Raw genomic sequence first — 14,508 nt, 5'->3', positions numbered from 1 at the left:
GTAGAGGCTCTCGAAAAAATGGAAATTTGCTCGCTTGATGGTGAGGAGCTTATGAAAATATTAGCAGGTACACCTATTACCTTGTTTCATATGCTTGCACAACTTTCAGCACGATTAGAGGAGACTGAAAATCATTTGAGTGAAGCAATTTCCAAAGAGGTGAGCGAAAGGCTTGCTGCATTTATTCTAAAATCTTCAGCCATTGCCAAAAGTGATACATTTTTATTGACACTGAGCAAAAAAGATTTAGCTTCCTTATTAAATACTATAAGAGAAACATTAAGCCGTCGTTTACCCACATTTCAAAAAAAAGGGGTATATTGAGATGGCAGGAAAAAATATTAAAATTATAGACCATACTGCGTTGGAAAACCTATTATTGTAAAATAGCAAATTGTTGATAAAAACAATGGATTTTGAAAATAGTGTCGAATATGTGTATTCTCTCATTGAAATAATGGTGGAACAGTCTTATAATGAAGGTTGTAATGTCACCAAGACAAGCTTAAGGATGGTATTATGATGAGCTTTTTGCACGATAAAGTTAAACACGCTAATAACAAGTCATACGATTGCTGTCCAGCCCTTGTGACTGGTGAATGTGTAGGATATACGCTGTAACGACTGTTAAGTTTGACCTTAATGGTCTTTTTTACATGTAAGCAATAAAAAATAGTACTAGTGATGGCAAAGGAGAGTTCAAAATGTCAGAAACGAATAACCAAGCACAGACTGAGCAAGTAACTGTGAGTAAAGAGCAATTAGATGTGCTAGACCAATTATTAAAGCCTGAAGTTCAAGAATCACTCACAACTTTAGTTGAGCAATTACCGAAGCTAACTGAAATGATGACATTAGTAACAAAATCATATGAGTTTGCTCAAGCTGTTGCAACCGATGAAGTGCTTAAAAATGATACTGTTGGAGCAGTAACAGAAATCGCTGGACCTGTAGTAGGCTCTGCGAAAAACCTTGCAGCTACTGCAATTGAAGCGAAAGACCGTGCATCTGAGAGCCAGGAAGTAATTGGTTTATTCGGTCTTATGAAAATGTTAAAGGACCCACAAGTTCAAAATATTTTCCGTTTTGTCAATGCTTTCTTACAAGTAAACGCAGAACGTAAAGCTAAATAAGACTCAAGGTAAATTCAATTCGTAAGGACGGAGGATCAATTAATCATGTCAAAAGAAATCGTCATCTTAGGTGCTGGTTATGCTGGTGTGTTAACTGCACTAACAGCACGCAAATACCTAACAGCTGATGAAGCTAAAATTACTGTAGTTAATCAATTTCCAACACATCAAATTATTACTGAGCTTCACCGTTTAGCTGGTGGTACAATTGCAGAAGGTGCTGTCGCTTTACCACTTAAAAAAATCTTTAAAGGTTTAGATATCGATCTACATATTGCAAAAGTAACAAAATTCAATGTAGATACGAAAAAGGTAGATTTAGATAATGGCTATACATTAACTTATGATACACTTGTAGTATCTTTAGGTAGCCAAACTGGATTCTTCGGCATCCCTGGATTAGAAGAAAACTCGATGGTTCTTAAATCAGTTAATGATGCCAATAAAATTAACAAGCATATCGAAGACCGTATTAAAGCCTATGCACAGTCTAAAGATGAAGCAGATGCAACAATCGTTATCGGTGGTGGCGGCTTAACAGGTGTTGAGCTTGTTGGCGAAATCGTGGACAACTTCCCGAAAATCGCTGCGAAACACGGTGTTAACTTTGCAGATCTTAACATTAAGCTTGTTGAGGCTGGTCCAAAAATCTTACCTGTACTACCAGATACACTTATTCAACGTGCGACTGAAAGCTTAGCAAAACGTGGTGTAGAATTTATTACAGGTACGCCTGTTACAGGTGTTGAGGGGAATGTTATTTCTCTAAAAGACCGTGAACCAATTGTGGCAAATACACTTGTTTGGACAGGTGGAGTAGCACCACTGCCAATCGTAGGCGAATCAGGCTTAGCAGCAGATCGTGGAAAAGCAACAATCAATGAATTCTTACAATCTACATCACACGAAGATGTATTTGTTATTGGTGACGCATCGGTAGCACTACCAGCTGATGGAGGGCGTCCATTATACGCACCAACTGCACAAGTTGCATGGCAAATGGGGGAATGTGCTGGTTACAATGTATTCGCACAATACAAAAACCAAGAGATGAAATCATTCTCAGCAGTCAACTCTGGTACACTTGCAAGCTTAGGTCGTAAAGATGCTGTAGCAACGATTGGTGCTAGCAACACAGAGCTAAAAGGACTTCCTGCTACATTAATGAAAGAAGCTTCTAATATTCGTTATTTAACACATATTAAAGCTTTATTTGGTTTAGCCTATTAAAATGATAAATCCCCTTCAGCGCTATTTTGAGCTGAAGGGGATTTTTTAGATAATGGGGCATCATTGATTAATACCTGTAAAATAAGTAAAATTAATGAGACAGGAAAATTTTACTTGAGGTGATGGGCCGATGTTCACAATGTTTCAATCTAAAAAAGAGGATGTTGAACAATTTAAAACAAAAATTGATGAATTAAATGCGAAGCTTGATAAAAAAGATCATGAATTTCAAATATTTTTAAATGAGTTACATAAAGAGATCATCGAAACCATTGAACAGCATAATAAAGTGAATAATCAGCATGTTATTTTAGGTAAGATGGTTGGTGAGATTGTAGGAGAATTTAATAAAGTAGAAGATAGCACGATTCAGTCCAATAAAATTTCGGAACATGCACTGGATAAGGGGAATTCATTGATTATCTCATCTGATCAAATGATGACATTATCGGTGGAGAGTAAACAGGCTGTCCATGAGGTTGAATTACTCATTGATGCATTGGGAGAGCAATCACAAAAAACATCTTTAAGCATGAGCAATTTAAGTGACCGTTCAAAACAAATTGCAGAAATTGTAAATGTAATTGGAGAAATCTCAAATCAAACCAATTTATTAGCTCTAAATGCATCGATTGAGGCAGCAAGAGCAGGGGAGCATGGCAAAGGCTTTTCCGTTGTTGCGGAGGAAGTTCGTAAATTAGCTGAAAATACGAAAACCAGCACAGAGGATATTGCTAATTTAACAAAGAAAATTGAGGAACAAATTGGGCTAGCTTATGAGGATAATAACAATAATATGAAGCTAGTAGCTGAGGGAATTGATAAAAGTGCTAAAACCTCCACGCAAATTGATGATTTATTGCACATTATGACAAATGTTCAAACAGGCATTAATGAGCTGTTAGGCTATATTAAGGATCAAAAATTATCGAATGAAGATGTCATGCATAAATTTAAGACAACAACAGCTTTATTCGATGAAACAAATCGTGTTCTAACAAGCCATATTGATGAATCTGAAATCGTGACGGAAAAATTATTAGAAGCCGTAGAGCAAGTAAAACATTTTCCAATTGAGCAGTAATAGCGCCAGATGGGAATGGACACAATCTGGCTGGAGATGTTAATAAAAGTGCCTCTTTGCAGGCTGTATATTTAATAATAATAAAATAACAGCTACCAACAACATTAGACAAGAGGCACTAATGACAACAAGCTGGATTGTTAGCCATTCAGCAGCAATGCCAAGTATGGCTGTTAAAATAATACCGAAAAGTGCTCCAAAAAAACCATAAATACTACCAATACGTCCCATCTTGTGGACTGGAATATTATTTTGATATAATGTATAAAAGCCCGTATTTGCAAAGGCAGTGGCAAATCCTACAGTAAAGCAACCTAAAGCTGCGATAGTGAACAGAAAGGATGTGGTAAAGACAACATAGCCTAAAGCTGTTAGAAAAGACCCTATACCAATTACCAAGCTCAAGCATTAATGACTTTGTATAATAAAGGATAGGCTTATTATAGCTATAGCCTGTACCAGAGAACATAAAGCAGATGTTATCGCTATTCTTGTCAAAAAAATCATAGGATACACCGTTATAGGAAAGTTACCTTGGTTTATTTTTCATAAAATTCCTCCGTTTATAGGATCATTTGTATATAATTTTACTATAACAAGGAGGCGAACTCTATGAAAGCTATCATAATCAATGAATTTGGATCAGCGAATGTTTTAACATATTGTGAATGCCCGAAGCCTACAATTGCAAAAGGCGAGGTATTAATCCGTACAACCTATACAAGCGTAAATTTTGCCGATATTAAAAACCGTACAGGTAATAAAGCCAAGGCAAATTTTCCAATGATTCTCGGTTTAGATATCGCAGGTACTGTGGAGGAGTTTTTTGGTAATAACAGTGAGTTTCAAAAGGGTGACCAAGTAATCGCATTTCCGAAAAATGGAGCTTATGCAGAATATGTTGTAGCAAAGGAGCAGTTAGTATTTAAAATTCCACAAGATGTTCCCAGGGAAAAGGTAGCCGCTGTACCAACTGTGTTATTTTTATCATATATGCTAACACATCAAGTAGCAGCTATTACTGAACAGGATACTGTATTAATTCATGCTGCTTCTGGGGGAGTCGGGACAATGCTAATTCAAATGGCAAAAAGGCTTGGGGCAAAGCAGATCCTAGGTACAGTAAGTCAGTTAGAAAAAGCAGCCATTGCTTATCAGCTTGGTGCGCATCAAGTTTTTACATATGATGACTTTAGTACATCTATTAATAATTATACAAATGGTCATGGTGTTGATATCATTTTTGATTCGATTGCAGGGGCAATTACAGAGGAAAGCTTACATTGCTTAGCATCATACGGCACACTTGTCCAATTTGGCAATAGCGGAGGCAGGGCAGGATCGATCAACACATCGGATTTACACAGTAGTTGTCGCAATATTAAAGGCTTTAGCTTAGGTACAACAAGAGCTAAAAGCCCAGCGATGCTACAGCAGGTGGCACAGGCTATTTTTGCTATTGTAAAAGAGGAAAGCTTCCAGGTGCCGATTTCTAAAATTTTCTCCTTAGAGGAAATGCAACAGGCTCATGAATTGATGGAAAGTCGTCAGCATCAAGGTAAAATACTAATTAAAATATAAAAAGTGCAGGAAAGATGATACTCCACTAAGGAGTGTCATCTTTTGCACATTCATTAACGATCTAATTCATTTAACTTTTCCACAATACGTCTTTTACGGTAAAGCATAATACCTGTTTCTGCAACATCCTGAATCATACCTTTATTGGCATAAGCACCAAAAACCATACCAGCGATCGGAATCATTTGAAACAGCTTTTTCCAGCCTAACTGATCTCTATAAGTGTAAAATACCTCCTGCCAGCCTTGAAGCTGAGAAATCATATTTTCAGAAGTCTTGTTTGAGCTATTCATAGTCGATAGCTCTTGTAAAATTGCCTCTTTTCCAACAATATCAGCAGAGGTAAACTGTAGACATTTTACAATAAAAATTCGCTCCATTTTATCATTAGGGTCATAGCCATGGATCATCGCAATTTCTTGCAATGTTTTTAATGCTGTTCCTAAAATCACAGGAATATCAATCGCTAACGTAAAAATGCCACCAAAGCCAGTGGAGGCTCCTTGAACTGTCGCAAATTTCACACGTTCACTTTGTAATTGCTCACTAAGCGCGATCATATCCTCTAATGGTATTTGTCCAACATCAGAAATGGTTAAAAGATGCTCTGTTGAGGAATGCTTGCGAATCCTTTGTAGCATGGCTTGTTCACTAATTAAATATTTTCCACCTGACTGAATATAACTACCTAATTCATCGACTAATAAAGCAATCTTATTTTGAATAAAGGCAGGTGTCATTTTATCTAATATTTTAAACGGTATCCTTCCTAGCTTCTCCCAAAACCATAAACCCTTTTGATCGTTTTCCCATGCGTTGATTTCCTGTAAATGCTGTTGTAATAGCTCACGATTCTCCATGGTTATCAAATCCCCTTACTTGTTCATTTAACTGTACATACGAAAAAATAGCAGGAAAGTTTCATTGGTGATGAAAGCGAACAACTTCATATTGCAAGAGCAGATAATTCAATGACATGCAGAAATTCAAGGATTATTTGGGTTTCCTAATATTCATTAATTTTCACTTAAATTAATGTAAATATTTTGGATGATATTCGTCATTTTTTCATCATAATCAGGGTAAGTATAATTTAATAAAGAGGCGACTTTTTTAGAATAAAATCTAAACATTTCACAACATAAGTTAAAGGAATTCCAAGTCACTTTATAACCAGCCAGGGAAAAGGTTTGAACCAGTCTCTCTAATTCTTTTTCAGGAAGATATTTACCAATAAATTTATAGTTCTTACCTACGCTGAAATGACAGCCTTCTCTTATACCAATATCCCATGACATCATACGTAAAAGCTCAGGTCGAAGAATTTGGTTGAAATGATCCAATGCATAAAGTAGCTCTTTTCTAAGTAAGCCTTTTGCTACATAAGCTGATACATTCCAAAACTCATTGCAGCAATCATCGAACTCTCGCTCGGATGGCCTTTTAATCCAATATTTTGTATCATTTGGAATAATTTTTTCCTTTATTCGTTTATCTTTATCAATCAATACTTCTACTAAGCCATCTGAATCAGCTATATATTGGTCTACTTCGTTTAAAGGAATCAAGGTCAGATCTATCTTTATACCATCGCTAAAATACATAATATAGCTGAACCAATTCCCTAACTCTGCTGGGTATAGCTCCATAGCTTCTGGTTTTTGCATAAATACTATGCCCCCAAATACATTTAGCCAATGGTCACTTTTCTTATATGACTCTATATCTGTGACAAAGAATGAAATATCGTAATCTTGAAAGTTATCTTTTGGAATATTTGTATTAGTTCTCGAACCTTCAAGAACAGCTAGTCTAATTCGATCATCATCTATAATAATAGTTTCGAAAAGTGTAATTAGTTCATTTTCTTTCCTCACTTCAATTCCTCCTTTAAATTTTGATATAACAGAAGCTATTGCCAAACAGCAGCAAGGCGAGCAATGCCATCATTGATTTGCTGAAGCGTTAGTCCACCATAGCCGATAATCACCATTGCTTCACTCGTTTTGTGCTGATAAGAGGTAGCACATGGGTAGACATGAATCCCAATTTCTTCGGCAAGCTGGATAGCTCTTGCTTCTGACAATCTGTTAGGAAGCTTTATCACAATATGTAGCCCTGATTTTTCCCCAATTACTTGGAACTCTGCTGAAAAATGGACTGAAATCGCTGTTAGTAATGCTTGCTGTTTTTTACGATAAATGGTTCGCATTTTGGCTAAATGCTTATCAAATAGTCCTTGTGCCATAAAATCGGCTAAGACAAGCTGATCTACCTTTGAAACCACTGATTTTTGCTCAAGGTAAAAGGCTGTAAATGATGCTACGAGTGATGTTGGTAGAACCATATAACTAATTCGTAGAGAAGGCAGCAATGTTTTTGAAAATGTCCCAAAATAAATCACATGCTGAAGCTGATCCAATTTTGCTAAAGAGGGGATGGGAAGCCCCTTATAACGAAATTCAGCATCATAGTCATCCTCAATAATATAGGCTTGGTTTAAGCTTGCCCAGTGTAATAATGCTGCTCGTCTTTCCATGGTCATAATCATACCTAAAGGAAATTGATGGGCTGGTGTTGTGTATAATAGGTGAATATCTTTTGACGGAATCGTGATGCCTGCATGGTCCACAGGAATCGCCTGAGTGGCTAGACCACATTGCTGTAAAACCGCACGTACTCGTTTAAAGCCTGGTTCCTCTAATCCTACACATGTTTTTGAGCCAAAGAAGTGACAAAGGAACTGAAGCTGACTTTGTGTGCCACTAGAAACAAAAACTTGTGAAGCATCACAAGTAACACCACGTGAACGTTCTACATATCGGGCAATTTCAGTTCTCAAGGCATCCTCTCCTTGCCAAGGGCTAATTGTTAAATTATCCACAGTAAAATGCTTTTTTATTAACTTATACCAAACAGTATAAGGAAAAGCCTTGTTATCCACATGCCCATTATTAAAATCAAATTGAATATCGTTTGGTGTGGACGGCATGGGTGTAGAGGGAAGCTGCTGTTTGTGCTGTAACCAGTCAACCTCAAAGGGAGCGATAAAATAGCCAGCGCGTTCCTTGCTGTAAATATAGCCTTCTGCAAGCAATTGCTCATAGGCTTCCTTAATAGTATGTACACTTACATTCAGCGTTTGAGCAAGTGTCCGTTTAGAAGGCAATTGTTCATGAGCAAGCAGTTTTTTTGTTAAAATAGCCTGCTTGATGGATTGATAAATTTCTATATATTTCGGTGACTTTCCAGTAAATAAAATGGCTAGCTCCATAATGGAAACCTCCTCTGATATGGTTTATTTTTTAGAAATTGGTTATATTCATCATATCAATTTTATCGTTTAATAGACAAAAAAGGAGTGAGGCATCATGGAATTTATTACCCTAGAAAATGATATTGTCAAATTAAAGCCTTTGGAACTAAATGATAGCGCAGGCTTATTAACGGCAGGGAGTTATCCAGAAATTTGGTCTTATATGTCCATGACCATTGAAAAAAGGAAAGATGTGGATAACTTTGTGGAAAAGGCATTAATGGCAAAACAACAACAAACAGAATTTCCCTTTGTAATTGTGGATAAACAATCAGGCAAGATTGTGGGCTCTACTCGATTTATGAATATTGATGAGCAGCATCAGCGTCTTGAAATCGGCTATACCTGGCTAACATCTGCCTATTGGCGTACAGCGATAAATACAAATTGTAAATATTTATTATTGCAATATTGTTTTGAACAGCTTTATCTACGGCGTGTGCAAATCAAAACAGATCATAATAATAGGCGCTCGCAAAACGCAATTGAACGTATTGGTGCGATAAAAGAGGGGGTTTTACGCAATCATATGATTCGTAAAGATGGCACGACTCGGCATACGGTGATATATAGTATTACGCTAGAAAAATGGCCACGGGTGAAAAAGCATTTACAAAAATTATTAGTTCAATCCGCAGTTTAATTGGTTTTTAAAGGAATTTAATCACCTATTAAGTCTGTTTTTTCTTTTAAAAAGTGTAAAGAAATAGGGGGAAGGGTAGAGTACCTAAAACTTGAAAGAAGGTAATCTATTTGAAACCAAAATTTACACTAAGACAAATTTACGGCGATAATGCTGTCTATACACCAAGAACACCTTATAGTGATAATCCATGGATGCTGGATAATCCCCATAAGCTAGATGCTTTAACTGCGAGAGAAGTAGCGATTGCGGATATTCCTGTATTAGTGCATCAAGCCACACAAACAGAAAAAGCCCAGCAACTTCATCAATTAGCAGGATTACCATGGATTGAGCAGCCTTATAGCTACGAGACGGAGGAGGAATATCTAGCACAGCTTCAAGCATGGTGTGCAGAGGGCAAGACCATTGTTTGTCAATATATACATGATTTTGAGCATATGGATCGTCAATGCTATTGGATGGATGCTGAGAAATTTAATGAATTAAATACAAAGGCATATATTGATCATTTAATTGATAGCAAATTTGTCCCGAGTCGTTTAAATGTGGAAACGTATAAACTTTCAGATGCTATTAAAAACTGGCAGCCACCTGTTGTTTTGAAGCCAGGCGACGATTCTCCAACCTCAGGAGGGTACGGGGTGATTATTTGTCATAATAAAGAGGAGCTGACCGAAGGCTTACGTCAATTTCGCATGACAGAGACAGAAAGCATCATTATTGAGGAACTATTACAGACAAAGGATAATTATAGCTGTCAATTTATTTATTGTGAGGAACTGGGCATTCAATATTTAGGCGCTTCACAGCAAATTACCGATGATAATGGTATTTATGAAGGTAATATTATGGTCGAAAAAGTGCCTGAAAAGGTCATTCAAGCGGGGCGTCATATTATGGAACGTGGCGTTGCAGAGGGCTTTGTAGGTGTAGCAGGATTTGATTTAATTGTTACAGAGGCTGGCGATGTTCAGGCAATCGACTTAAATTTCCGTCAGAATGGCTCTACTTCTATGCTGATGTTCCATGATGCTTTAGGTAAGCCTATTAATAAGTTTGCCTCTTATGCAGCACCAACTCCTCAGAAAAATGCTGATTTCTATCAAACCATCACAGCATTTATTGAGCAAGGGGTGCTATTGCCATTATCCTTCTATGATGGTGATTATTTTGAGGAGCCTGTTGCCAGTAGATTTGTTGGTATTTGGTATGCAGATACACTAGAGGAGATTGAGCAACTTGAGGCGCAACTAGAAAAAGAATGATCATTAATCGATCAATCTTTAAAGTGGTACCCAAGTCAAGGACAAACTAAAAAAAGAGTTTAAGCTGCTAAAAGGTGGTTTCTGTATTGGACAGGAGCCATCTTTTTTAGATGCCATTGATAACGATAGTTGTTGTAATAGACCATGTAGTGATCAATTTTTGCGCGTAGTTCGTCCAATGTTTTGACCATGCTGAAATCAACCTCGTCTTTGAAATGTCCGAAGAAGGATTCCTGTGGTGCATTGTCCCAACAGTTCCCTCGACGTGACATCGATTGACCAAGTTTATAGTGGTTTAAAAGCTTTTGAAATTTAGGGCTCGTATAATGAACGCCTTGATCTGAATGAATGAAGGCTTCTGGATGTAGTTTTACACGCCTATTACGGAACAGCTTTTCAACGGTTTTTGTCGCAATGTCTGACGTAATACGGTCTGACACATGATACGCTAAAATTTCATTCGTAGAGCCATCTTTGATTGTCGACAAATAAGCCATTGTTCCGTTGTAAGGAAGATAGCTAATGTCCGTTAATAGGATTTTTCCTGGTATACCTTGCTTAAATTGGCGCTGTAGTTTATTGGGCACGACACGATGTTCTTTCGTTGCTTTCGCGATTTGTTTATATGGATTCGCTTTGCGGTGCGGGCAGACAATTCCATACTTTCGCATAATACGTTGGATCTTCTTGCGATTCATCACGATGCCAAAGTCGTGCGCCAACGTCATTTTAATGGAACGGGAGCCCTTCTTATAGCCACGGCGATGAAAGGCTTTTAAGATGAAATCACGTGCGGCTAAATCATTCTGCTCTTTCGCTGCACGCGCCTCACTTGTCTTTAAATAATTGTAATAGCCCAAGCGTGAGACGTTTAAGAGCGTGCAAAATAAGTTACCATTCGTTCAAATGGAAACAGATTGAGTGTATCGGAAATTAGCTGAAATATCTTATGAGTGCTGAGTTTTTGACAGTGGTTTAACAGCCTCCTTTCTGTCGCTTCGAGCTTTTTTAGCATCTCCACTTGGCCTTCTAATAGCTCAATACGTGCGGCTTGTCTTTCTAAAATTTCTGTCATCATTAACTCACGCTTTAATGGTCTACCGGAACTCGTTTTTCGGGTATCTGTTAGTCCAATCAAGCCATTCTTTTCATACGCTTTTCGCCAACGAGAAGAGGCTTGTTCAACGCGTTTCATACCTAACACCTTAATCTCAAAGCCGTATTCCTCAAAAATCTGTCGAGGTGTTTTGCCTGCTAAATATTCATCAATACATTGACTTTTAAATGCATCGGAATAGGTAATCGTACGTTCACTTACCTTCCATACATGTGGGTTCTTTTGTAATTGTTTGATCTGTTCGAGTGAAAATAATTGTTTACTCATAGCTGTCTCTTTTCTGTCCTTTTTCTCTTGAAAGTCTAGTATATAAAAAATACCTGTGAATCGCACACTCTTTTTCAAGTGTCCTATCCACAGGTACCATATTAGATCCACCTTTCTTTTTTCGTTAAGAATTAGCTGCTGCCACAACCCAAATGCAAATGTTAGTAAACAGGATAAGAAGAAGTGTATAAATTTGATACTTTTTATCTTCCTTCTTCTTTGTTTTAAAGAAGAAAACCATGATTAGCCCCAACACAAACGCAAGACCGGCAAGTATTTTTGCTAGTAGAAACGCAGACATCTATGTTTTTCGCTCCTTTACTTACTAACTCATTAACATTGTGAACTTGTCCAAAATGGCTTATCAAAACTCCATCTTATTAAAACACCACATCCATATGCATTAGCAACTGTTAACGCACCCACTCCTATACCAAGTAACCCAGCAGCAATTCCGAGAGCCATGCCCGCAGGAGGGGATATAGCCGCAGTTACTAGAGAAGCAATTGTCGTAATCCCTGCTCCAATTGTCAAATAACCAATAATTTGATTAGATACACAACTATCGAAGTATGTATCAAAACCATACCAACGATCTTCATACTTATTTGTTCCTCCACAAGCGGCAAGATTAACGATACCCTCTGCTGCTGCTTTATTAATCTTTTCTACATCGATTTTTGTGGCATTTATGAGTTCCTTTGAAACACCCTTTTTTTCTGCTGCTATTTCATCAAATTGAATTTGATTTCCAACGAATGTTAATAAGGGTGAAATTACTAGAACGTCTTTGGTTATTTTATTATACTCTTTAATTTTTTCTTCTGCTTCTTTTATTTTATCGGATGAAATACCATTATTAATGGCTTTTTGCTGATCTAAAACAAGAAATTCTCCATCCACTCCAACGGCTCCAACGAATATTTCATCTAATTGGGCAGCTGTTACCAATGCACTTGAGTATTCATAATTAACTTTCTTGCTTTCTGCGAAAACACTTCCCACCATACTAAATAATAAGACTACTGATAAGATAGAGGTAAATAATTTTTTCATTGATTTCTTCCTTTCTTTAGTGATTTTAATTTAAAAAGGAGATGTCTTACTTAGTGTTATATTTATGTGAGGTCTGGGAGGTTATAGATTTTTCGTAAATGTAATATATTTCATTTACACAATTAAATATACCTAATATTTGTATAATATTCAATACTTTTTTAAAAATGGGAGTGTCAATAATTTTGTGTAAATGACAATCCCACCTTTTCGAGTAGATCATCACATTTTTATTTTAATTACATTTGTTCGAAGAATTGATTTTGTTTTTTAGGAAGGGTTAACCCCTTCTAAAAAACAATATTTCGCGCTGTTCATTCCCTTGCTGATTCTTGCGATTCAAACATCGCTAGTAACTCAGCACGGGCTTGATTAAATCCAATGTGACCACGTGTGGCGAAGCGTTGGTTGTCGTCTTCGAACTGTGAAACAAGGAATCGTTCCAACGCTTCTTCATTTGGGAATTGTTCCTTACGTTTTGTGTATTTCTTGATTGGCTTGTTGAATGACTCAATTAAATTCGTTGAGTAAATGCTACGCCAAATGGCTTTGGGAAAGCTATAAAACGTTAGTAAATGATCGTTCTCCTTTAGTGTTTTCATCACTTTTGGATACGCTTTTTGCCACTTTGAACAGAAGGAATCCAACGCATCTTGGCCAGCTTCTTTGGTATCAGCTTGATAGATTGTCTTGAAATCCTCGCACACTTCTGAGCGATCTTCTACGCGAACTTTATGTGATAGATTGCGTGTTACGTGAACGAGACATGTTTGGTACTGTGCTTTTGGAAAGACCGTAGAAATGGCGTCTACTATCCCTTTTAAGCCATCAGAAATAAACAGAAGCACTTCTTCGATCCCACGTTCTTTGAGTTCAGCGAGAAGTTCCTGCTAGTTGTACGCAGATTCGGTTGGCGCAATCGTGTAAGCCAGCACTTCCTTTGAGCCGTCCTCATGAATTCCAACAGCGATATAAACGGCTTCTTTGGACACTGTTTCACGTCGCACTGGAATATACGTTGCGTCTAAATAAACGCAGACATAACGTGCGTTTAAGGAACGTTTATGAAAGGCTTCTACCTGTTCTGTCACCACTTTTGTTATATTCGAAATCGTCTGTGGTGTGTAATGATGGCCATACATTTTTTCAATTAATCCTGCAATTTCTGACATCGTAATCCCTTTTTGGAAGAGATGAATGACTGTGGATTCTAGCGTGTCGTTTGAGCGTTTATATGGTGCGATCGTCTGTTGCTTAAACTCTCCATTGCGATCACGTGGAATCTGGATGTTTAAATCACCATATTCTGTGTGTAGCGTACGGGAATACGAGCCATTCCGTGAATTGCCAGAGTTAAAGCCCATTCGATCGTATTTCTCGTCATCTAAAAATATCGTCAGCTCTGTCGCCAGGAGCGTATTCACGGCTACTTCTAAGTGCGCACGAAAAACCTCAGTAATATCTTGTTTTTTTACTAGAGCCTCGACGATTTCTGTTGTAAACTGATTCATAGGGAAGACCTCTTTTCTAGGATTGGTTGTGGTGACTTAATTCTACCAAGAAAAGGTCTTCCTTTTTTGTCGTCTTATTCATTTACACAAAATATTTTATACTCTCTTAAAAATATTTGTACCTATAAACCATAATATTTACAGATCAGTAGGTTTGTTTTATGTAAATTTTTATAAATCATTTCTTATTTTCATAGTTCTTCTCATACAAAAATGCAAGCTATTGTTCAATAGCAAGACCCTTCCATGGCTTTACAAGGTGCTACTTTACGCAATTATATTGATTCGCAAAGATGGCACAA

Annotated in this window: 14 protein-coding genes and 1 pseudogene; 7 read left to right on the top strand and 8 right to left on the bottom strand. The window is 37.2% G+C overall.

All coding sequences use genetic code 11. The features are described from left to right. Positions 1-51 precede the first annotated feature (51 nt). From ADM90_RS01825 to ADM90_RS24930, 4 genes are all read left to right on the top strand, one after another. Positions 52-324 (top strand): helix-turn-helix domain-containing protein, encoded by a 273-nt coding sequence (locus ADM90_RS01825; RefSeq protein WP_161804048.1) that lies wholly within the window; start codon positions 52-54, stop codon positions 322-324. 380 nt (positions 325-704) lie between these two features. After that, positions 705-1,133, top strand: a complete 429-nt coding sequence (locus tag ADM90_RS01820) for a helical membrane plugin domain-containing protein (protein WP_053993365.1) — start codon at positions 705-707, stop codon at positions 1,131-1,133. A gap of 45 nt (positions 1,134-1,178) precedes the next feature. Then, complete coding sequence (locus tag ADM90_RS01815) at positions 1,179-2,363, top strand: NAD(P)/FAD-dependent oxidoreductase (RefSeq protein WP_053993364.1); 1,185 nt, start codon at positions 1,179-1,181, stop codon at positions 2,361-2,363. Between the two features lie 130 nt (positions 2,364-2,493). Then, on the top strand, positions 2,494-3,447 hold the full coding sequence (locus ADM90_RS24930; RefSeq protein WP_053993363.1) for a methyl-accepting chemotaxis protein: 954 nt from the start codon (positions 2,494-2,496) through the stop codon (positions 3,445-3,447). Positions 3,448-3,486: 39 nt separating this feature from the next. Here ADM90_RS24930 and ADM90_RS01805 read toward each other — a convergent pair whose 3' ends face one another. Continuing rightward, the gene (locus ADM90_RS01805; RefSeq protein WP_053993362.1) at positions 3,487-3,852 is read right to left on the bottom strand and encodes an MFS transporter; all 366 of its coding nucleotides are present in this window, start codon (positions 3,850-3,852) and stop codon (positions 3,487-3,489) included. Positions 3,853-4,059: 207 nt separating this feature from the next. Here ADM90_RS01805 and ADM90_RS01800 point away from each other — a divergent pair, with 207 nt between their 5' ends. Continuing rightward, positions 4,060-5,028, top strand: a complete 969-nt coding sequence (locus ADM90_RS01800) for a quinone oxidoreductase family protein (RefSeq protein ID WP_053993361.1) — start codon at positions 4,060-4,062, stop codon at positions 5,026-5,028. A 53-nt stretch (positions 5,029-5,081) separates the two neighbouring features. On the opposite strand, the gene ADM90_RS01795 is transcribed toward ADM90_RS01800, so the two are convergent. The 3 genes from ADM90_RS01795 to pdxR form a co-directional block, all read right to left on the bottom strand. Then, on the bottom strand, positions 5,082-5,888 hold the full coding sequence (locus ADM90_RS01795) for an EcsC family protein (protein ID WP_053993360.1): 807 nt from the start codon (positions 5,886-5,888) through the stop codon (positions 5,082-5,084). 156 nt (positions 5,889-6,044) lie between these two features. Then, positions 6,045-6,905: an aminoglycoside 6-adenylyltransferase gene (gene ant(6), locus ADM90_RS01790; RefSeq protein ID WP_053993359.1), complete on the bottom strand. Its 861-nt coding sequence runs from the start codon at positions 6,903-6,905 to the stop codon at positions 6,045-6,047. A 35-nt stretch (positions 6,906-6,940) separates the two neighbouring features. Next, positions 6,941-8,302 (bottom strand): MocR-like pyridoxine biosynthesis transcription factor PdxR, encoded by a 1,362-nt coding sequence (gene pdxR, locus ADM90_RS01785; protein WP_053993358.1) that lies wholly within the window; start codon positions 8,300-8,302, stop codon positions 6,941-6,943. A gap of 97 nt (positions 8,303-8,399) precedes the next feature. Here pdxR and ADM90_RS01780 point away from each other — a divergent pair, with 97 nt between their 5' ends. Together ADM90_RS01780 and ldmS are read left to right on the top strand one after the other, a co-directional pair. Next, a complete protein-coding gene (locus ADM90_RS01780) occupies positions 8,400-8,987 on the top strand; it encodes a GNAT family N-acetyltransferase (RefSeq protein ID WP_053993357.1) in 588 nt (195 codons plus the stop codon). A 110-nt stretch (positions 8,988-9,097) separates the two neighbouring features. Beyond that, positions 9,098-10,255: an L-aspartate--L-methionine ligase LdmS gene (gene ldmS / locus ADM90_RS01775; RefSeq protein ID WP_053993356.1), complete on the top strand. Its 1,158-nt coding sequence runs from the start codon at positions 9,098-9,100 to the stop codon at positions 10,253-10,255. A gap of 59 nt (positions 10,256-10,314) precedes the next feature. Here the strand turns inward: ldmS and ADM90_RS23575 are convergent. The 4 genes and pseudogenes from ADM90_RS23575 to ADM90_RS01755 all read right to left on the bottom strand — a co-directional run bounded on the left by ADM90_RS23575 (position 10,315) and on the right by ADM90_RS01755 (position 14,206). Next, positions 10,315-11,639, bottom strand: a protein-coding gene (locus tag ADM90_RS23575) for an IS3 family transposase (protein WP_235473249.1) whose coding sequence is annotated in 2 segments (ribosomal slippage) — positions 10,315-11,141 and positions 11,141-11,639 — 1,326 coding nt in all. Because the reading frame shifts where the segments join, the coding sequence is not laid out codon by codon here. Positions 11,640-11,763: 124 nt separating this feature from the next. After that, on the bottom strand, positions 11,764-11,940 hold the full coding sequence (locus ADM90_RS24425) for a hypothetical protein (RefSeq protein WP_161804047.1): 177 nt from the start codon (positions 11,938-11,940) through the stop codon (positions 11,764-11,766). A gap of 32 nt (positions 11,941-11,972) precedes the next feature. Continuing rightward, complete coding sequence (locus tag ADM90_RS01760) at positions 11,973-12,695, bottom strand: hypothetical protein (RefSeq protein WP_053993354.1); 723 nt, start codon at positions 12,693-12,695, stop codon at positions 11,973-11,975. Positions 12,696-13,009: 314 nt separating this feature from the next. Then, positions 13,010-14,206 (bottom strand): annotated as a pseudogene (locus tag ADM90_RS01755) (IS256 family transposase). Positions 14,207-14,508: the final 302 nt, after the last annotated feature.

This window comes from Lysinibacillus macroides (genome assembly GCF_001281525.1).
Taxonomy (GTDB): Bacteria; Bacillota; Bacilli; order Bacillales_A; family Planococcaceae; genus Lysinibacillus; species Lysinibacillus macroides.
The sequence above is the reverse complement of the archived record's forward strand: the minus strand, read 5'-3'. Positions and strand labels throughout refer to the sequence as shown.